The sequence below is a fragment of the Kineosporia sp. NBRC 101731 genome, assembly GCF_030269305.1.
Lineage (GTDB): Bacteria > Actinomycetota > Actinomycetes > Actinomycetales > Kineosporiaceae > Kineosporia.
Map to the genome: position 1 here is coordinate 335,448 of NZ_BSTC01000006.1, position 18,514 is coordinate 353,961.

An 18,514-nucleotide genomic window follows, 5' to 3' on the forward strand; every position below is an offset into this window, starting at 1 on the left:
GTGATGGCGACCGCGACCAAGCAGTACGAGTACTCCTACCGTGACAAGCAGGGAAAACTCCTCAAGGGCAAGCTGGAGGCTCCCAGCGAGGAAATTCTGGTGCAGCGCCTGCGGCAGCAGGGTTTCGCGCCGCTGAAGGTGAAACAGGCCAACACCGGCCTGAATCTGGAGATCAAGCTCCCGGGTAGCAACAAGGTCGACCTCAAGGACCTGGCGGTGATGAGCCGTCAGTTCGCCACCATGATCGATTCCGGCCTGTCCCTGCTGAAATCCCTGAGCATTCTTGCCGAGCAGACCGAGAGTGCGCCGCTGGCCAAGGTTCTCCATGAGGTGCGGGCCGACGTCGAGGCCGGCGGTTCGTTGTCGTCGGCCATGGCCAAGCACGCCAAGGTGTTCCCGCCCCTGATGGTCAACATGTGCCGGGCCGGTGAGGTCGGCGGTTTCCTCGACCAGGTCCTGCTGCAGATCGCCGAGAACATGGAGTCGGAGGTCAAGCTCCGGGCCAAGATCAAGTCGGCGATGACCTACCCCGTCGTGGTTTTCGTCATGGCGATCATCGCGGTGGTCGGCATGCTCCTGTTCATCGTGCCGGTGTTCACCAAGATGTTCGACGATCTCGGTGGCGAGTTGCCCGCGCCGACGAAGGCTCTGGTGTTCCTCTCGGCCGCCATGAAGGTGGCGGCCCCGATCTTGCTGGTGGTAGCGGTCCCGGCCTCGGCCATCTGGGGCAAGAACAAGAACAGGGAAGGTGTCCGGCAGGTCATCGACCCCCTGAAGCTGAAGGTCCCCATTTTCGGTGACTTGTTCCGAAAGGTCGCCATCAGCCGGTTCTCGCGAAATCTGGGCACCATGCTGCACGCCGGTGTGCCGATCCTGCGAAGCCTGGAGATCGTCGGCGAGGCGGCGGGCAACGTTGTTCTCCGGGATGCCGCCAAGGCGGTCGAGGACAGTGTGCGACAGGGTAAACCGTTGGCCGCCCCGCTGAGCGAGCACAAGGTGTTTCCGCCGATGGTGGTGCAGATGCTGGCGGTCGGTGAGGACACCGGCGCCATGGACAGCATGCTGCACAAGATCTCTGAGTTCTACGACCAGGAGGTCGAGGCCACCACCGAGGCCCTGACCAGCATCATCGAGCCGCTGATGATTGCCGTACTGGGCTCGATCATCGGCGCCATGATCGTGGCCCTCTACATGCCCATCTTCTCCGTGTTCAACCTCATCTCGTGACCTACGACCCTTAACGGTCAGTAGGTTTCGATTCCTATTCCTCAAGTCCCGCTCTGGTGGGCCGATATCACGAGTGTCATCGAGTCGCGCCAGGTCACCCCGGCCAGGCGGCGCGCTCATCACCAGCCGCTTTCGTCAGACCAGAAGGAGCACTCGATGCTCGCTCGCATCCACAAGTCGATGAAGGAGAAGGATCAGGGCTTCACCCTGATCGAACTCCTGGTCGTCATGATCATCATTGGCATCCTGGCTGCCATCGCGATCCCGGTCTTCCTCAGCCAGCGTAAGAAGGCACAGGACAGCGCCGCGAAGTCGGACGTCTCCGCACTCGGCAAGGAACTCTCGTCCTACTACGTCGACGGCAGCACGGTCCCCGCCATCACGCAGGGCACGGTGGCCGCGCCGGGGCGGTACACCATCGGGTCGAACGACGTGGGCAAGCAGAGCAGTGGCGTCGTGATTCTCGGCACCGGTAGCTACGGTCTGGCCGAAGCTGCCCTCACCGCCACCATGAAGGCCGGGGTCACGTCGTACACCGCCAGCGGCTGGACCTCCAGTGCCTGGTGCCTCGCCGTCTACAACGACGGAGGAAGCCAGAAGTTCTGGAAGTTCTCCGCCCAGAACGGTCTGGAGCAGGGAAACTGCTCCTCTGCCATCGCGCCGTGATGCAGTCCTGGCGCTTCAGGACCTGAGGGCGAAGGGCCGGCCGGACCTCCCGGCCGGCCCTTCGGCCATGTCGGCGCCGGCGAAGAAGCCGTGGCGGATTTCCGGAAGGATTGACTGGTAGTGACTTTCGTGCGGAAGTATCGCCTGCACGCGACCGATGCCGGGATGTCGCTGCTCGAGGTGATCATCGCGATGGCGATCTTCTCGGTCGGCACCGTCGCGGTCCTGCGGATCTTCATCAGCTCCGGCCAGGTCACCGGCGACAACATCCGGCGCACCACGGCGGCGAACCTGGTGAACGAGAGGCTGGAGATTGCCCGTGGGCAGACTGCCGCACAGATCACCAACGGTCGGGTCAACAGCACGGAAGTGGTCGGCGACACCACGTACTCGATCGTTCAGGACGCCAACTACCTGACCTCGAACGCCACCGCCAATGTCTGCCAGAGCACCGGTTCGTCGCTGGCCTACAAGCTGGTCCGGGTCTGGGTGACCTGGCCGAACATGGGTTCGGTCAAACCGGTCACCGGTGACGTGCTCCGCGCCGTCGGGATCGGTCCCACCGACGGCACGAAGGCGACGCTGGCCGTGCTCATCACCGGTGCGACCGGCCTGCCGGTCTCCGGGATCACGGCCACCCTGACCGGAACGACCCAGAGCCAGGTGACCGGCGACGACGGCTGCGTCGTGTTCGCCAATCTCATCAGCGGGTCGTACTCGGTCTCGGTCGGGCAGACCGGTTACGTCGGAACAGCCAACACCACCGTCGCGCGGTCGCCGACCGTCAGCCTGGCGATCGGCGTGGTCACCCGCAGCACCCTGCTGTACGACGCCGAGCGCACCATCAACGTCACCCTCGACTCGCCCGTCGGCAGTTTCGTCCAGCCGGCCGGTCTGCCGATCCGGATCGGTAACACCTACCTCAGCGAGACCACGGTCAGCAGCACATGCACCATGTCGAGCACCTCGGCCTGCCGGACCGGCCTGCCCGGTCAGCTCCAGCACCTGTTCCCGGAGAACTATACGGTCAAGGCCGGGACCTGCACCGAGAGCGATCCGTCGCAGGCCCTGGTGGACGTTCGCCAGGCCTCGGCCAACAATGCGACGGTCGCCATCCCGATGGGCGCCGTCACGGTGAACGTGCGGCGGGCCAACGGCGCCGTACCCGCCGACCGCACGGTGACGTACACCCATGCCGGCGCGACCGGTTGCACCTCCGGTGAGTCGTACACGTCCGTCACGGTCTCCGGCAATACGACCGTACTCCTGCCGTACGGCACCTGGACGGTCAGTGCCTCGTTCAACCTGCTCAATCTGGGGGTCGGCACGGCTTCCCAGTCCGTGACGGTGAAGAGCGCCGCACGTACCGCCACCGCATCCTTGACGGTGGCGCAGTGAGCCGGGCCTGGTTGCTGAATCGGCGTGACCGATTCCGCGACAAGAAGTCCCGCGATGCTGGGCTGACCCTGGCCGAGCTCTCGGTGACCATGGGTATCGCCTCGGTCCTGATGATCGCCATCGGAGTGGTGTTCATCAGCACGATTCGTGGCGTCACGACGATCAGCGTCAAGACCAGTACCACCGCTGATGCCCGCATCACCATGGAAGCCATGACCCGTTCCCTGCGGGTCGCGTACAAACCGGCCGGTCAGGAAGCCGCGATCGTGTCGGCGGCGTCCGCGCAGATCACGTTCTACGCGTTGCTGAACCGCACGGGTTCGACGGCGTACACCGCGCCGAACCCCACGCTGGTGCGCTACGCCTACGACGGCACCTGCATCAATCAGACCCTGACGCCGGCGACCGTGGCGGCTGACGGCACGATGACCTGGAACACGGGTGCCTCCACGACCTGTCTGGCCCGGACGAGTACGGGACCGACCTTCTCCTACTACGTCTCCGCCGTCACCGACACGGCACTGATCGCCGGAACCGGGCTGAGCCTGACGGATCGTCAGCAGGTACGCAGCATCGGCATGGACATCAGCGTTCGGTCCGCGGCCAACCAGAATGTCACCGCGGTACCGCTGACCGACCGGGTCTCCCTGACCAATCTGGTGGCCGACGACAGCAACAGCGACTCGTAATGCGATCCAGGAAGGGCCGAAACGTGATCAGGCATGCGTCAGTTCAGCAGATCCTACGCAGGACGTCTTCCGAGGATCGCGGGTTCGCGCTGGTTGCGGTAGTGATCACCATCGCGGTGCTGAGTCTGTTCCTGCTCACGGCGCTGGCCTACACCCTGAACGCCACGGGGCCGGCGCGTCGCGACCAGGATGCCAAGGCGGCCGAGCAGGCGGCACTGGCCGGGGTCGACGAGTACATCTCGCGGTTGAACGCGGACGACAACTACTGGAAGCGCGGCGACAGCGACACCACCAACGCGGCCTTCACCTCGGCCGGCCAGCCGGTCCAGGGCACCGGTGGCGCGAGCTCGACGGCCGCCCGCTACTCCTACTCGGTGCTGAGTACCGCGGACGAGACCACCGCGGCCGGCATCATCCGGATCCGGGTCGTCGGGTCCAGCGGTGCTTTCGCCAACGCCGGCACAGTGCGGCGCACCGTGACCGCCGAACTCAAGCGCGCCGGCGTGCTGAACTACGTCTACCTGACGGACTACGAGGTGGTCGATCCGGACCTCACGGGCCAGTCCAGTGCCTGCGCCAACTACTACTACGCCACCACGGATGCCGCGGCCCGGCCGACGAGCGGTTGCTCGGCGATCCAGTGGGGGGCCAACGACACGGTCCACGGTCCGCTGCACTCCAACGACGCCCTGCAGATCAACGGTCAGGTGAACTTCACCGAGCTGAAGACCGAGACCTCGTGGCCCGCGACATCGGGGATGGCCCGGGGAACCAAGACCTGGTGGGGTACACAGTCCGCCCCGTTGACCCCGAACCCGCCCCGGTACGCGGCGAGTGTCACTCTGCCCACCAGTAACAACGAGCTGCTGAAGAGCGTGGCCCCGGACGTCGACGGTGACGGTGACGTGGGTCCCGGTTGCTACTACACCGGCGCCACCCGCATCGTTCTGCAGGGCACGACGATGAAGGTGCTCAGCCCGTCGACCACCGGATCCAGCATTCCTTCGCGCTGTTACAACACCTCCACCCCGGGGGTCGAGCAGACCCTCACGATCCCCCCGGTGGTGTATGTGGATTCCTCGACCAGGTCGTGCACCATCGGCACCGTGGGGTACCCGGCCGCGAACGAGAGGTACACGCCGGGCACGACCAATGCCGCGGCCTGGGGCAGCAGCACGAACTATGCCTGTACCCGGGGCACCGCCTTCGTCTCCGGCACGGCCAACGCACAGGTCACCGTTGCCGGTGCGGACGATGTCGTGGTGGTGGGCGATCTCAAACCGGATGCCACCAACGGCACGAACGTCATCGGGCTGATCGCCGGGAACTGCGTCTGGATCTACCACCCGCTGAGGGTCAACACCACGAACAATCTCTACGCCTCCAGCTCGGTCAACACCGTCCAGGCCGCGATCCTCGCGCTCCGGCACAGCTTCGTCGTGCAGAACTGGGCGAACGGCAACGCACTCGGCACGCTGAACATGTACGGGGCGATCGCCCAGAAGTTTCGTGGGCCGGTCGGAACCGGTAGCGGCAACGTCATCTCCACCGGGTATGTGAAGAACTATGTCTACGACCCACGTCTCACCTACACACAGCCCCCGTACTTCCTGAACGCGGCCAACGCGCCGTTCCAGATCCTGCGCGTCACCGACGGATGATGCAGGACCGGGATGCTGGTGCGGGGGCGGTCGCACCAGCACAGCCCCGTCGCACCAGCACAGCCCCGTCGCACCAGCAGAGCCCCGGGGGCCCCGGAGCTGCTTTCCGAGCTGTCGAAGATCATCGACAACTGAACCGGGTCACGCAAAGATGGTGGGGCGGTACGGTCTGTAGGTGATCGTGTCCGACTCCTTGCCCGTCGTCGTGCTCGCCGTCGTGGCCGCCGGGTTCGGGCTGCTCATCGGCTCGTTCCTCAACGTGGTGATCATTCGCGTGCCCGAGGGCCTTTCCGTGGTCACGCCGCGCAGCGCCTGCCCGACCTGCGGGAAGCCGATCAGCGGGTTCGACAACATCCCGGTGCTGAGCTGGCTACTGCTGCGGGGGCGCTCGCGGTGCTGCGACGAGCCGATCAGCCTGCGCTACCCGGTGATCGAGGCCGTCACGGCCGTGGCCTTCGCCGCGGTGGTGGCCTGGAAGGGCTGGTCGTGGGAGGTGCCGGCGCTGCTCTTCCTCGCGGCGATCAGCATCGCCCTGGCTGTCATCGACTACGACGTGCACCGGCTGCCGAATACCGTCGTACTGCCCTCCTACCCGATCGCGGCGGCGCTGCTGGTCCTGGCTGCGCTCGCCGAGGGGGAGCCCGGCCGTCTGATCGGGGCCGTGATCGGTGGGGTCTCGCTGTACGTCTTCTACTTCGCGCTGATGTTCATCCACCCCAACGGGATGGGCTTCGGCGACGTGAAACTCGGCGGAGTGCTGGGGCTCTACCTGGGCTTCTACGGCTGGGAGGAGACCGTCGTCGGTGGCTTCGCGGCCTTCGTCATCGGTGCCGTCGTGGGACTGGCGGCCATCGCCTTCGCCGGTGCGACGCGCAAGAGCATGATCCCGTTCGGCCCGTTCATGCTCGCCGGAGCCTGGCTGGGGCTGGTCCGGGGATATCCGCTGGTCGACTGGTACCTGCGGCTCAACGGCCTGCGCTGAGCCCTTCCGGCTCCCGGACACCCGGACGCGAGCGTTCGTGCGTCCCCGATTGGCCGTCACCCAAAAGTGACCCACACGTATACCTGCCGTTGAGACTCAAGCCCGGCTTCACCCTTCCCGATCACGCTTTTGGGCGATCGACGCAACGGACGCGTCTACCAAGCATCACCAGCACCACGCTCCCCACGGGAAGGGACTGAAGGCATGGCACGACGCACGGCCATCGGACTGGACATCGGTACCTCGGTCGTCCGCGCCGTGGAGCTGTCCTTCGGACGCGACGGGGTCACGCTGGATCGCTTCGGGCAGGTCGTCCTGCCCGAGGGAGCGGTTCGCGACGGCGAGGTGGTAGACCCGGAGGCAGTCACCGCAGCCATCAAGACCCTCTGGTCAGCAACGCGTTTCGGGGCGAAGAGAGTGGTGCTCGGGGTCGCCAACCAGCGGGTCATCGTGCGTCAGCTCGATCTGCCCTGGATGGAGCAGAACGAGCTGCGCAAGAGCCTCGCCTTCCACGTGGCCGACTTCCTGCCGATCTCGGTGGAGGACTCGGTGCTGGACTTCTTTCCGCTGGAAGAGGTCACCAGTGAGGAGGGGGCCCGCCAGTTGCGAGGGCTGCTGGTCGCCGCCCAGCGGGACACCGTGCTGCGCAACGTGCAGTGCGCCGAGAAGGCCGGCCTGCGGGTCGAGAGTGTCGACCTCACCTCGTTCGCCGTCCTGCGGGCGATGGGCCGCCAGACCGACCTCACGGTCGGGACCGAGGCGCTCATCGACGTCGGCGCGCGCGTCACCAACATCGTGGTGCACTCGGCCGGCGTGCCGCGGTTCGTCCGCATCCTGCTGATGGGTGGTCAGGACGTCACCGACGCGGTGTCCGAGCAGTTGGGTGTGCCGCTGGACCGGGCCGAGGGCCTCAAGCAGAACTTCGCGCAGTGGGCCTCCGGCGACCAGATGGAGATGGTGTCCCGTACCGTCGCCGCCACCGCGCAGGACTTCGTCGACGAGATCCGGGGTTCGCTCGACTACTACGCGGCCTCCTCACCGGCACAGCACGTGGAACGAATTGTCATCTCCGGCGGTGGTTCCCGGCTCGAAGGCCTGGCCGAACGACTGGCCGCCGGCACCCGGTTGCCGGTCGTGCTCGGTGACCCGTTCTGGCCGCTGAAGCTGGGCCGCACCGGTCTGGACGCCGAGCAGATCGAGTTCATCAAGCCGCTCGCCGCGGTCCCGGTCGGGCTCGCGCTGGGGGCGATCTGATGAGCGAGCCCACCACCCAGGTGGCGCCGGCCGTCGCGGCCGGGCCGAAATCGGTCAGCTGGGCGCCGGTCCCGAAGGTCAACCTGCTGCCGGTCGAGATTCTCGAAGGCCGCTCGTTCCGGCGTACCCAGATGGTCCTGGCCGGGGTGATCATCCTGGTCGTGGGGGCGATCGGGGCCGGCACCGTGATCGAGACGAGGGCGGTGGACGACGCCCAGGCCGAGGCCGACGCGGCGCAGGCCCGGGTCACCAAACTCCAGGAGAAGCAGACCGAATACGCCTCGGTGCCGCAGGTCATCGCGCAGATCGCCGCGGCCGAAGCGGCGCGGACCTCGATCTACTCCTCCGATGTTCGCTGGTACCGCTACCTCACCCAGATCGATCGGGCCCGGCCCACCGGTGTGGAACTGCAGGGGATCACCGTCACGCTCAGTGTGACCGACGCGGCTTCCACCGGAACGAGCACGACCGATGTCCTGACCCCCAGTGGCATCGGTTCGATCCAGTTCACCGGGACCGGCGACGAATACAGCCAGGCCTCCGCCTGGATGGAATCGATAGCCAAGGTCGGTGGCCTGACGGGGGCGACCCTCTCCAGCGCGTCGATGGCGGGGGCCGCCGATACCGGCGGGATGACGTTCTCGACCTCGGTCGTCATGACCGAAGATGCTTTGTCGGGGCGCTACCAGACCGACGGCACGGATACGGCCCAGGACTCCACGGCGCAGTCCTCCGACGGTACGACCGGGACAGATCAGTCCGGCACCGGCGGCTCGGGATCGAACCCGACCTCCTCAGCCTCCTCGACCTCCTCGACCAACTGACGAACGAAGGACACTGATGCTCGCGAACCGGACGGCTCGCTGGTCTTTCGGGACAGCAGCCATCTGCGTGGTTCTCCTCCTGCTGGGGTGGTTCCTGCTGATCGCTCCCCGCCGGTCCGACACCACTGCGTTGCGGGATCAGGCCACGCAGTCGGACAGTCAGGCCTCGCTGCTACAGATCAAGATCGCCCAGCTCGAGAGCCAGGCCGCCGATCTGCCCGCGCAGAAAGCGAAATTGGCGGAGATCACCCAGCAGCTCACGCCGGGAGCGGGCATCCCGGAGTTCGTCCGTACCTTGCAGAGCATCGAGGCACAGAGCGGTGTCGATCTCTCCACCATCACCCCGGGCGCGCCCGTGGTGGCGACCGCCAGTGACACGGCCACCTCCACGACGGCGGCCACGACCACGACGGCAACTGCGGGGACGCTGGTGGCCATCCCGATGGGCCTCAGCCTGTCCGGCGACTACTACGAGACGGTGCAGTTCCTTCGTCTGCTTCAGACCAAGATCGACCGGACGTACCTGATCACGGCTCTGGCGCTGTCCGAGCAGAGCACCACCGCCACGGAAAGTGCTGCGGCCGACGGAACCAGTCTTTCGGGCGCTTCGATCTCCGAGGCCGCGACCACGGCGGCGACCAATACACCGACGGCCACGTCGAAAGGGAACGAAGGGGGCACGGCCACCAGTGACGCCACCCCCACGACCGGAGCCACGAGCGGCACCGGCAGTGGCACGGACGCGACGGCTACTGATGCCGCGGTAGCCACCGACGAGGCCTCGCTCTCGATCACCGGGCAGATCTACGTCCTCCTGGACGGGTCGTCGTCGCTGGAGGACGTGAAGAAGGATGCTGCCGATGCTGCGGTGGGGAGCGCGGCAACTCCCACCACCTCCGCCACCGCGACCGCCCAGACGGCAATAACGTCCCCGTGATCGCCGTTGTCCAGGAGCCGGGAACACGTTCACCGGCGGCGATCAGCTGCCATCAGCTGCCATCAGCTGCCATCAGCTGCGCAGCACGCCGTGGCCGCCCCGCCTGTTTCCTGAGTCCGGCCAGGGTCGTGGGAGTATCACTCCATGCTTCGTTGGCTCACTGCGGGCGAGTCCCATGGCCCCCTGCTGACCGGCGTCCTCGACGGGCTGCCGGCCGGTGTTCAGATCACTACCTCCCAGATCCAGGCCGCTCTGGCCCGGCGCCGGCTGGGCTACGGCCGCGGCGCCCGGATGAAGTTCGAGCAGGACGAGGTGCGGGTGACCGGGGGGTTGCGCCACGGCGTGTCCCAGGGCGGCCCGTTCGCGGTGCAGATCGGCAACACCGAGTGGCCGAAGTGGGAGTCCGTGATGTCGGCCGACCCGCTGGTCACGGATCTCACCGACGACCCCGACGACAAGCCGCTGGACGGTCAGGGCCGCAGCGCCCCGCTGACCCGGCCCCGGCCGGGCCACGCCGACCTGGTCGGCATGCAGAAGTACGGCTTCGACGACGCCCGTCCGGTGCTGGAGCGCGCCTCCGCCCGCGAGACCGCGGCCCGGGTGGCGCTCGGCCAGGTGGCGGCGAACTTCCTGGAGCAGGCCGCGGGCATCCGGCTGGTCAGTCACACCGTCTCGGTCGGTCCGGTGGGCACGCCCGACGACGCGCCGCTGCCCGGCCCCGACGACGTCGAGGCCCTTGACGCCGACCCGATGCGCAGCTTCCACGGGCCCACGAGCGCGGCGATGGTCGCCGAGATCGACGACTGCCGCAAGGCCGGTGACACCCTCGGCGGTGTGGTCGAGGTGCTGGCCTACGGTCTGCCGCCGGGCCTGGGCAGCCACGTGCACTGGGACCGCCGCCTCGACTCCCGGCTGGCCGGGGCCCTGATGGGCATCCAGGCGATCAAGGGCGTCGAGGTCGGTGACGGCTTCCGGACCGCTGCCCGCCGGGGCACGGTGGCGCACGACGAGATCGAGCGCGGCGACGACGGTCTGCTGCGCCGCCGCACCGACCGCGCCGGTGGCGTCGAGGGCGGCATGAGCACGGGCGAGATCCTCAAGGTCCGCGCCGCGATGAAGCCGATCTCCACGGTGCCCCGGGCCCTGGACACGGTCGACGTGGCCACCGGTGAGAAGGCCGTCGCGATCCACCAGCGCTCCGACGTCTGCGCCGTGCCGGCCGCCGGAGTGGTGGCCGAGGCGATGGTGGCCCTGGTGCTGGCCGAGGCCCTGGTCGAGAAGTTCGGCGGTGACAGCGTTCCCGAGACGGCCCGCAACGTGCGCAGCTACCTGGAGTCGATCCCCGAGCTCCAGCGGTCGGACATCCGGTGAACCGTCCGATCGCCATCCTGATCGGCCCGCCCGGGGCCGGGAAGACGACGGTCGCGCACGCACTCGCGCAGCGGCTGGGGCTGTCCGTGCGCGACACCGATGAGGACATCGTGGCCAGCACGGGCCGCACCATCGCCGACATCTTCGTCGATGACGGGGAGGCGCACTTCCGCGAGCTGGAGCACGCCGCGGTGGCCCAGGCCCTGACCGAGCACGGTGGAGTGCTCGCCCTGGGCGGCGGCGCCGTGCTCGACCCGCGCACGCAGGAGGCGCTGGCCGGGCACACCGTGATCTTCCTCGACGTGCGTATCGCCGATGCCGCGCGGCGGGTCGGTTTCAACCGCGACCGTCCGCTGCTGCTCGGCAATCCCCGCGCCCAGTGGACGATCATGATGGACCACCGCCGGCCGATCTACACGCAGATCGCCACCCACCGCGTCGCCACCGACGGGCTCACCCCCGAAGAAGTGACCGAGGCGGTCCTTTCAGCACTCGAGCTGAAGGAGAGCACCGTTGACTGACACCGCCACGAAGATCACCGTGGGTCGCGACGAGGTGTACGAGGTCACCATCGGGTCCGGCGTGCTGGCGGACCTGCCCGCCGCCCTCGGCCCGCAGGTCACCCGGGTCGCGATCGTCCACCCGCGCACGCTGCGGGCCCTCGGGCGCACCGTGAACCAGCAGCTCACCGACGCCGGCCTGCGTCCTCTGCTGATCGAGGTGCCCGACGGCGAGGCCGCCAAGACCGCCGAGACGCTGACCATGTGCTGGGCGCTGCTCGGGCAGGCCGGTTTCACCCGCTCCGACGCGGTCGTCGGGCTGGGCGGGGGAGCGGTCACCGACCTCGCCGGTTTCGTCGCCGCCAGCTGGCTGCGGGGCGTCGCGGTGGTGCAGGTGCCGACCACGCTGCTCGGCATGGTCGACGCCGCGGTCGGGGGCAAGACCGGCATCAACACCGCCGAGGGCAAGAACCTGGTCGGGGCCTTCCACCCGCCGCGCGCCGTGATCTGTGACCTGGACGCGCTGCGCACCCTGCCGCACGCCGACCTGGTGGCCGGCCTGGCCGAGGTGGTGAAGTGCGGCTTCATCGCCGACCCGGCCATTCTCGACCTGGTCGAGCGTGATCCGGCCGCCGCCACGTCGTGGGACTCGGACGTGCTGCGGGAGCTCGTCGAGCGCGCGATCGCGGTCAAGGCGAAGGTCGTCACGAACGATCTGAAGGAGTCGGGGGAGCGCGAGTTCCTCAACTACGGGCACACTTTCGCGCACGGGGTGGAGCAGGTCGAGCAGTACACCTGGCGGCACGGCGAGGCCGTCGCGGTCGGGATGATGTACGTCGCCCGCCTCGGCGAGCTGGCCGGCCGCACCCCGCCCGAACTCGTCGCCCGGCACAGCGCCGCCCTGGCGAGCCTCGGTCTACCGCGCACCTACCGCGGCGATCGGTGGCCCGCCCTGGTCACGGCGATGGGCCGCGACAAGAAGAACCGCGGCGACCTCATGCGTTTCATCGTGCTCGACGGCCTCGCCGCCCCCGGGCGTCTCGAGGGCCCCGAGCCGGCCCTGCTCGAAGAGGCCTACCGGCTGATCAGCGAGTAGTCGTACCAGCTTTCGGTGCCGCCCCGGACTTCGGTCCGGGGCGGCATCACTGTTTTGGACGTCTCCGACTGTTTGGTTTTTCGCCGTACCTTTCGGGATTATCGGGTATTGTGGTCGTGTTGCCGCGAGAACGTCAGAAGGGGGATCGCGATGACGCTGGCCTGGCTGGACGTGTTGAAGGCCTACGAAGAGGTCGACGTGCCGCAGGGGTGGCGGCTCTCGCACGTGACGGTGAGCGAGATGCTGGTCTATCCGGTACTGGAATCGCCCTACGCGGTGATCGTCGACGAGCTGATCAGGCACTGGCGGCGCGCGTCTCTGGGCGATTCCTTCGCTCTGGAGCAGGAATTCCCGGTGTCGCTGGGAAAGGCCGGGATCTTCGTCCCTGACCTGTGCGTCGCGCCGAGGGATGCCGTGAACGGGCATGTCCTCCGCATCCCGATGAGCCAGCTGCTCCTGGCCGTCGAGATCACGAACACCGGAAGTGCCGTCGCCTCGCGCAACCGGAAACTGCGGGCCTACGCGAAAGGCGGCGTACCGCAGTACCTGCTCATCGACGCACACGATCCGGGCGGCCCGACGGTCACGCTCCACACCGACCCCGCCGAAGACGGCTACCTGGATTCGGTGCGGGTGCCGTTCGGTGAACCGGTCGCCCTCCGGGATCCGCTGCCCATGGTGATCAGCACGGCCACATTCCCCGTGCCGGAAACGGACTGATCGGCATGCACCTGTCGTTTCTCGAAGCTGAGGAGGGTTTCGCCATGGCGCTTTCCGCCGACTACCGGAACGGTGCGGGCTACGCTGATCGTCGTCGCACTGTCCCCGGCCAGGGCAAGGGAGGTTCCCGGATGACGCAGACCGCTACCGATCCGCAGGCGTGGGCGCGGATCCTTGACATGTGGAACTCGGTAGACATTCCGGACGGCTTCCTGCTCGTCCAGGTGACCGAAGAAGGGGCAGTGATGACTCCGCCGCCGGGACCGCGGCACACCCGTACGACGGGCTGGTTGTCCAAGATCCTGGAACGGGCAGTGGGCGACGACTATTTCGTGCTCCAGACGTCCGGCATCGGAGTGACCGCCAAGGGAGGGGCCTTCGTTCCTGATTTCCTGGTAGTGCGCACGGACGCGGCGGCTGGGGTAGTGCATCCGGAAGATGCGATTCTGGTCGTTGAGGTCACCTCGCCCAGCAACTTCGACAATGACCGTGAAACGAAGTACCACGCCTATGCCAAGGGTGGCATTCCCCAGTACCTGCTCATTGATCCGGTCGACCAGGACAACCGCAGGGTCACCCTGTTCACGGAGCCCAGCGGTGACGAGTACCTGAAGGCGGTCCAAGTGTCGTACGGAGAATTGATCACGGTTCCGTATCCGGTCCCGATCGTCATCGACACCAGCCGGTTCCCCCTCACCGACGAGGGCTAATCTCGCCCCCATGACCACCGTCCTCGTCCTCAACGGCCCCAACCTCGGCCGCCTCGGCGTCCGGGAGCCCGACGTCTACGGCAGTGACACGCTCGCCGACCTGGCGAAGGCCTGCGTCCAGCAGGGCCAGGAACTCGGGCTCGAGGTGGAGGTCCGGCAGACCGACGACGAGTCGGAGATGATCGGCTGGCTGCACGGGGCCGTGGACGCGGGGGCCCACGTGGTGCTCAACCCCGCCGCCTTCACGCACTACTCCTATGCGATCCGCGACGCCTGCGCGATGGTGACGAAGGCCGGGCTGACGCTGGTCGAGGTGCACCTGTCCAACCCGGCGGCCCGAGAAGTGTTCCGGCACAACAGCGTGGTGGGCGGGGTGTCGACGGGCACGATCGCCGGTTTCGGCCGGGAGGGCTACCTGCTGGCCCTGCGGGCGGTCGCCGCGCGAGCGTGACCTCGCGCAGAGGCTAGACTTCACCGAACTCCAGACCATCGCGCGGGCGGCACCCCCGGCCCGCGCGTCCGCTTGCAGACGAGAGAGATCCACACGTGGCATCGACGAACGACCTGAAGAACGGCCTGGTGCTGAACCTCGACGGGCAGCTCTGGGCCGTCGTCGAGTTCCAGCACGTGAAGCCCGGCAAGGGGCCCGCCTTCGTGCGCACCAAGCTGAAGCACGTGCTGAACGGCAAGGTCGTCGACAAGACGTTCAACGCGGGCACGAAGGTGGAGACGGCGAACGTCGACAAGCGCGACATGCAGTACCTGTACAAGGACGGCGAAGACTTCGTCTTCATGGACAACGACACGTACGACCAGCTGCACGTCCCGGCGGCCACGGTCGGCGACGCGGCGAACTTCATGCTGGAGAGCGACCAGGCCGTGGTCGCGACGCACGACGGCACTCCGCTGTACGTCGAGCTCCCGACCTCGGTGGAGCTGCTCATCAGCTACACCGAGCCGGGCCTGCAGGGCGACCGCTCCACGGGCGGCACCAAGCCGGCCACCCTGGAGACCGGGGCCGAGATCCAGGTCCCGCTCTTCGTCGTGACCGGCACCAAGGTCAAGGTGGACACCCGCTCGGGTGACTACCTCGGTCGCGTCAACTGACCGCCGTCACCACAGCCGGAAGCGAGCAGCACAAGCGCATGGGAGCACGGAGCAAGGCCCGGAAGCGGGCTCTCGACATCCTGTTCGAGGCCGACGTCCGCGGGGACGACCCGCTGACGATCATGGCTGGGCGGAAGGACGACGAGGACCCGAACCGGGCGCTCCCGGAGTACACGGTGCAGCTGGTCGAGGGCGTGACCGCACAGACGGGACGCATCGACGAGTTGCTGTCGACGTACTCGCACGGCTGGACCGTCGACCGCATGCCCGCGGTCGACCGGGCCGTGCTCCGGCTGGGCACCTGGGAACTGCTCTACAACGACGACGTGCCCGACGCGGTCGCGATCGACGAGGCGGTCGAGCTGGCGCGCACGCTGTCCACCGATGACTCGCCGAACTTCGTCAACGGTCTTCTGGCCCGGCTGCTCGAGGTCAAGACGTCGTCCTCCTGAGATACACCCGTCCGCCCTCTCACAGCGTCATCACCGGTTACGCCGTTCAGGCGTTTCCGGGACGCCGGGTGCGAGAAACGCGCACACAGAGACATCATTCCTGCCCAGGACCTCTGTAGCGTGTCACCTTCACTGCCGATGGAGCCGGTACTTGGCTCCTGCTGGTGTCAGGGTCGGTGCTCGTCTGGTGTGGAGGGGGCGCGATGGATTCGTCCGACAGCCTGCGCGCCGGTGCTCCCACGCACCGGCGCCCGGACGAGGCGGTGCGTCTCGGTGAGCTGCTGTCCTCCTCCGTAGCCGCCCTGGACAACGGCCGCTGCGAGCGGGGTATCGAACTCTCGCGCGAGGCGATCGGGCTGTCGGGCCGGCTCGGCGACCGGCGGGCCGAGGCCACCGCACTGGGGCTGCTGGCCCGTCACCTGAGCCGGGCCGGCGACAACGAGCGCTGTAGCGACGTCTGCGACCAGGCCGCCCAGGCCCTGCGGGCGCTGAACGACGAGACCGGGCTCGGCGAGATCCTGGTCGTGCAGGCCCTGGCGCTGAACGAGCTGGGGCTCTCCGAAGAGGCGCTGAACTGCCTGGCCGTCGCCCGTGAGGTGGCCGCCCGGCTGAACGACCGGCAGCTGCTGTTCTGGGTGCTCAACCGGATCGCCGTGGTGCACTCGGGCATGCAGGATTTCGCCCGGGCCAAGGATTTCCAGTTGCGGGCCCTGGAACTGGCGTCGAGCCTGAACGTCGACGCCCGCTTCTGCATCGTCAACAACATCGCGGACAACTCGATCGGGCTGTACCGGCGGCTGCTGGCCGAAGGCGGCCCGGGCACCACCGAGGCCGCCACAGCGCTGCGCGACGGCCTCGACCACTCGGTGCGGGCCCTCGAGCTGTCCCAGCACCCCACCTCCGGCACGCCGTACCGGCAGTCGCTGGCCTGGGACAACCACGGCATGCTGCTGGCCCTGTCGGGTGACACGCGGGCCGGTCTGGCCGCGATCCTGCAGGCCCGGCGGATCGCCGTGGAGCACGGATTCCAGGCCATGGAGGTCGCTACGCTGCACCACGGCGCCTTCGTGCTGCTGGAGCGCGGCGACGCCGAGCAGGCCGTCGGCGAGCTCAGGGTCGCGCTGGGCCGGGCCACGGCGATGGGCGAGTTGTCCACCCGGATGGAGATCGCCCAGGAGCTGTCGCGCGCACTGGAGGCGACGGGGCAGTTCGAGGGAGCTCTGCACCACTACAAGGAGTTCACGGCGCTGGAGCGCCAGGTGACGTCCGCCGTCGCCGCCACCCGGGCCCGGCGCCTGGAGCAGCTCGTCGAGGTGGACCACGCCCGCCTCGACGCCGCGGACGCCCGCACCGAGTCGCAGCTGTACCGCGAGCGCAGCCGGGCTCTCGAGGTGGAGATCCAGGCGCTCGAGAAGCTCGCCGCCGATCTGGACCGGCGGGCCAACGCGGACTCGCTGACCGGGCTGTCCAACCGGCACCACATCGAGCACGAACTGCCCCGGCTGATCGACGAGGCGGTGGCGCAGGGCCGCCCGCTGAGCCTGGCGGTCGTCGACATCGACCACTTCAAGCACGTCAACGACACCTGGGGTCACTCCGTGGGTGACGAGGTGCTGGTGGCCCTGGCGTCTCTGCTGCAGCGCTCCAGCCGCGGCGGCGACCTGGTGGGGCGTCTGGGCGGCGAGGAGTTCCTGATCGCCCTGACCGATCTCACCGAGCAGGCGGCGGTGGACGTGTGTCAGCGGGTGCGACGCAGTGTGCAGGATCACGACTGGTCCGTGGTCCGGCCGGGACTGCGCGTCACGATCAGCATCGGTGTGTGCGACCTGGTGGTCGGTGACGACGTGCGGGCCCTGATCGACCGGGCCGACGAGCGGCTCTACCGGGCCAAGCGGGCCGGCCGCAACCGCGTCGAGTCGTACCCCGGCCGCGTGGGCAAGGAAGCCTCCTAGGAGGCCCTGGGAGCGCCCTCAGGGGCCGCTTGAGGACGATGTGGTGGTCGTGGGTGGCTCCCGTCGCCTTCGCGGTCTCCTGGGCCGTAGAGGCCGGATGAGGGCGGAAGAGGCCGGACGAGGCCGGAAGAGGCCGGAAGAGGCCCGGAAAGCGTGATGTGACGGTGCCAGCCGCTCCTAGGTCCTCTCACAGACCAGGGGCTGCTCGCACCGCCACATCATTGGTGGTTCGGGTGGAACGCTAGGTGGAACGGGTTGGGTCGAGGACGCCGGCCGCCCCGGCGTCCTCTGCGGTGGAACTCCGCCCTTCCCTCACTCGGGGCGGAGGTGGTGCCGTACGCAGCGTTCCCGGAATTCCTGGATCAGTCTTCCGTGGCGACCGCGCGGCGGGCGTCCGCGTTGAGGACCCCCCACGTGATCAGCTGCTCGGCCAGAACAGCCGGCGGAACGTCGTAGATCACCGCGAGCGTGCGCAGGTCATCGGTCCGGATCGAGAGGACCTTGCCGTTGTAGTCGCCGCGCTGACCCTGGATCGTCGCCGCGTAACGGGCCAGGGGGCCCGCCTTCTCCGCCGGGACGGACTGCAGCCGCTCGAGGTCGAGCACGAGCTTCGGCGGGGGCTCGCTGCTCCCCGTCGGAGCCGCGTCAGGCAACAGAGCCTGGACCGGGACGCCGTAGAAATCAGCGAGCTCCGCGAGTCGCTGAACCGTGACCGCCCGGTCGCCGCGCTCGTACGATCCGACCACGACCGCCTTCCAGCGACCTTCGGACTTCTCTTCCACCCCATGAAGGGACAGCCCCTGCTGGGTGCGGATCCCACGCAGGCGGGCGCCGAGCGCCCTGGCGTAATCAGATGCCATGCCGATGATAGTCACGGAGAGTCACTGACTCCGTCAAGTCACATTGGGAAAGTTTTCGAAGGAATTCGCCACTCGGCGTAGGCGAAGAGGGTCCCAGCTACACGGCCG

At 67.9% G+C, this 18,514-nt stretch carries 19 protein-coding genes; 18 read left to right on the forward strand and 1 reads right to left on the reverse strand.

Annotated features, from left to right (window positions below; translation table 11 throughout):
• Window positions 1-3: 3 nt before the first annotated feature.
• The 18 genes from QSK05_RS19370 to QSK05_RS19455 all read left to right on the forward strand — a co-directional run bounded on the left by QSK05_RS19370 (window position 4) and on the right by QSK05_RS19455 (window position 17,546).
• Window positions 4-1,227: a type II secretion system F family protein gene (locus QSK05_RS19370; protein WP_285598656.1), complete on the forward strand. Its 1,224-nt coding sequence runs from the start codon at window positions 4-6 to the stop codon at window positions 1,225-1,227.
• A 156-nt stretch (window positions 1,228-1,383) separates the two neighbouring features.
• Entirely contained in the window at window positions 1,384-1,893 is a 510-nt protein-coding gene (locus tag QSK05_RS19375) for a type II secretion system protein (protein ID WP_285598657.1), read from the forward strand.
• A 120-nt stretch (window positions 1,894-2,013) separates the two neighbouring features.
• On the forward strand, window positions 2,014-3,291 hold the full coding sequence (locus QSK05_RS19380; protein WP_285598658.1) for a prepilin-type N-terminal cleavage/methylation domain-containing protein: 1,278 nt from the start codon (window positions 2,014-2,016) through the stop codon (window positions 3,289-3,291).
• Window positions 3,288-3,980 carry a PulJ/GspJ family protein gene (locus tag QSK05_RS19385; protein ID WP_285598659.1) on the forward strand — a complete coding sequence of 231 codons (693 nt, stop codon included), beginning with the start codon at window positions 3,288-3,290 and terminating at the stop codon, window positions 3,978-3,980. The genes QSK05_RS19380 and QSK05_RS19385 overlap by 4 nt, the downstream gene beginning before the upstream one ends.
• Before the next feature lie 101 nt (window positions 3,981-4,081).
• Entirely contained in the window at window positions 4,082-5,641 is a 1,560-nt protein-coding gene (locus QSK05_RS19390) for a hypothetical protein (RefSeq protein WP_285598660.1), read from the forward strand.
• Window positions 5,642-5,816: 175 nt separating this feature from the next.
• Window positions 5,817-6,623: a prepilin peptidase gene (locus tag QSK05_RS19395; protein WP_285598661.1), complete on the forward strand. Its 807-nt coding sequence runs from the start codon at window positions 5,817-5,819 to the stop codon at window positions 6,621-6,623.
• 204 nt (window positions 6,624-6,827) lie between these two features.
• Complete coding sequence (pilM, locus tag QSK05_RS19400; protein ID WP_285598662.1) at window positions 6,828-7,877, forward strand: type IV pilus assembly protein PilM; 1,050 nt, start codon at window positions 6,828-6,830, stop codon at window positions 7,875-7,877.
• Window positions 7,877-8,701, forward strand: a complete 825-nt coding sequence (locus QSK05_RS19405) for a PilN family protein (RefSeq protein WP_285598663.1) — start codon at window positions 7,877-7,879, stop codon at window positions 8,699-8,701. Before pilM ends, QSK05_RS19405 begins: the two co-directional genes overlap by 1 nt.
• A 16-nt stretch (window positions 8,702-8,717) precedes the next feature.
• Window positions 8,718-9,638: a hypothetical protein gene (locus tag QSK05_RS19410; RefSeq protein ID WP_285598664.1), complete on the forward strand. Its 921-nt coding sequence runs from the start codon at window positions 8,718-8,720 to the stop codon at window positions 9,636-9,638.
• 144 nt (window positions 9,639-9,782) lie between these two features.
• Window positions 9,783-11,009, forward strand: a complete 1,227-nt coding sequence (gene aroC, locus QSK05_RS19415) for a chorismate synthase (RefSeq protein ID WP_285598665.1) — start codon at window positions 9,783-9,785, stop codon at window positions 11,007-11,009.
• Window positions 11,006-11,530, forward strand: a complete 525-nt coding sequence (locus QSK05_RS19420; RefSeq protein WP_285598666.1) for a shikimate kinase — start codon at window positions 11,006-11,008, stop codon at window positions 11,528-11,530. The genes aroC and QSK05_RS19420 overlap by 4 nt, the downstream gene beginning before the upstream one ends.
• The gene (gene aroB, locus QSK05_RS19425) at window positions 11,523-12,605 is read left to right on the forward strand and encodes a 3-dehydroquinate synthase (RefSeq protein ID WP_285598667.1); all 1,083 of its coding nucleotides are present in this window, start codon (window positions 11,523-11,525) and stop codon (window positions 12,603-12,605) included. Before QSK05_RS19420 ends, aroB begins: the two co-directional genes overlap by 8 nt.
• Before the next feature lie 150 nt (window positions 12,606-12,755).
• On the forward strand, window positions 12,756-13,325 hold the full coding sequence (locus QSK05_RS19430; protein WP_285598668.1) for a Uma2 family endonuclease: 570 nt from the start codon (window positions 12,756-12,758) through the stop codon (window positions 13,323-13,325).
• Window positions 13,326-13,330: 5 nt separating this feature from the next.
• Complete coding sequence (locus tag QSK05_RS19435) at window positions 13,331-14,035, forward strand: Uma2 family endonuclease (RefSeq protein ID WP_285598669.1); 705 nt, start codon at window positions 13,331-13,333, stop codon at window positions 14,033-14,035.
• 10 nt (window positions 14,036-14,045) lie between these two features.
• Window positions 14,046-14,486, forward strand: a complete 441-nt coding sequence (locus QSK05_RS19440; RefSeq protein ID WP_285598670.1) for a type II 3-dehydroquinate dehydratase — start codon at window positions 14,046-14,048, stop codon at window positions 14,484-14,486.
• A gap of 95 nt (window positions 14,487-14,581) precedes the next feature.
• Entirely contained in the window at window positions 14,582-15,142 is a 561-nt protein-coding gene (gene efp / locus QSK05_RS19445) for an elongation factor P (RefSeq protein ID WP_285598671.1), read from the forward strand.
• Between the two features lie 38 nt (window positions 15,143-15,180).
• Complete coding sequence (gene nusB / locus QSK05_RS19450; protein ID WP_285598672.1) at window positions 15,181-15,594, forward strand: transcription antitermination factor NusB; 414 nt, start codon at window positions 15,181-15,183, stop codon at window positions 15,592-15,594.
• 203 nt (window positions 15,595-15,797) lie between these two features.
• Window positions 15,798-17,546, forward strand: coding sequence for a GGDEF domain-containing protein (locus tag QSK05_RS19455; protein WP_285598673.1), 1,749 nt, complete (start codon window positions 15,798-15,800; stop codon window positions 17,544-17,546).
• Between the two features lie 362 nt (window positions 17,547-17,908).
• Here the strand turns inward: QSK05_RS19455 and bldD are convergent, their stop codons facing one another.
• A complete protein-coding gene (bldD, locus tag QSK05_RS19460) occupies window positions 17,909-18,406 on the reverse strand; it encodes a transcriptional regulator BldD (RefSeq protein ID WP_052532919.1) in 498 nt (165 codons plus the stop codon).
• Between the last annotated feature and the right edge of the window lie 108 nt (window positions 18,407-18,514).

Coding starts and splice junctions, on each gene's coding strand:
- QSK05_RS19370 (WP_285598656.1), top strand. CDS start 4: ATGGCGACCGCGACCAAGCAGTACGAGTACTCCTACCGTGACAAGCAG.
- QSK05_RS19375 (WP_285598657.1), top strand. CDS start 1,384: ATGCTCGCTCGCATCCACAAGTCGATGAAGGAGAAGGATCAGGGCTTC.
- pilM (WP_285598662.1), top strand. CDS start 6,828: ATGGCACGACGCACGGCCATCGGACTGGACATCGGTACCTCGGTCGTC.
- QSK05_RS19405 (WP_285598663.1), top strand. CDS start 7,877: ATGAGCGAGCCCACCACCCAGGTGGCGCCGGCCGTCGCGGCCGGGCCG.
- QSK05_RS19410 (WP_285598664.1), top strand. CDS start 8,718: ATGCTCGCGAACCGGACGGCTCGCTGGTCTTTCGGGACAGCAGCCATC.
- aroC (WP_285598665.1), top strand. CDS start 9,783: ATGCTTCGTTGGCTCACTGCGGGCGAGTCCCATGGCCCCCTGCTGACC.
- QSK05_RS19430 (WP_285598668.1), top strand. CDS start 12,756: ATGACGCTGGCCTGGCTGGACGTGTTGAAGGCCTACGAAGAGGTCGAC.
- QSK05_RS19435 (WP_285598669.1), top strand. CDS start 13,331: ATGCACCTGTCGTTTCTCGAAGCTGAGGAGGGTTTCGCCATGGCGCTT.
- QSK05_RS19440 (WP_285598670.1), top strand. CDS start 14,046: ATGACCACCGTCCTCGTCCTCAACGGCCCCAACCTCGGCCGCCTCGGC.
- nusB (WP_285598672.1), top strand. CDS start 15,181: ATGGGAGCACGGAGCAAGGCCCGGAAGCGGGCTCTCGACATCCTGTTC.
- QSK05_RS19455 (WP_285598673.1), top strand. CDS start 15,798: ATGGATTCGTCCGACAGCCTGCGCGCCGGTGCTCCCACGCACCGGCGC.
- bldD (WP_052532919.1), bottom strand. CDS start 18,406: ATGGCATCTGATTACGCCAGGGCGCTCGGCGCCCGCCTGCGTGGGATC.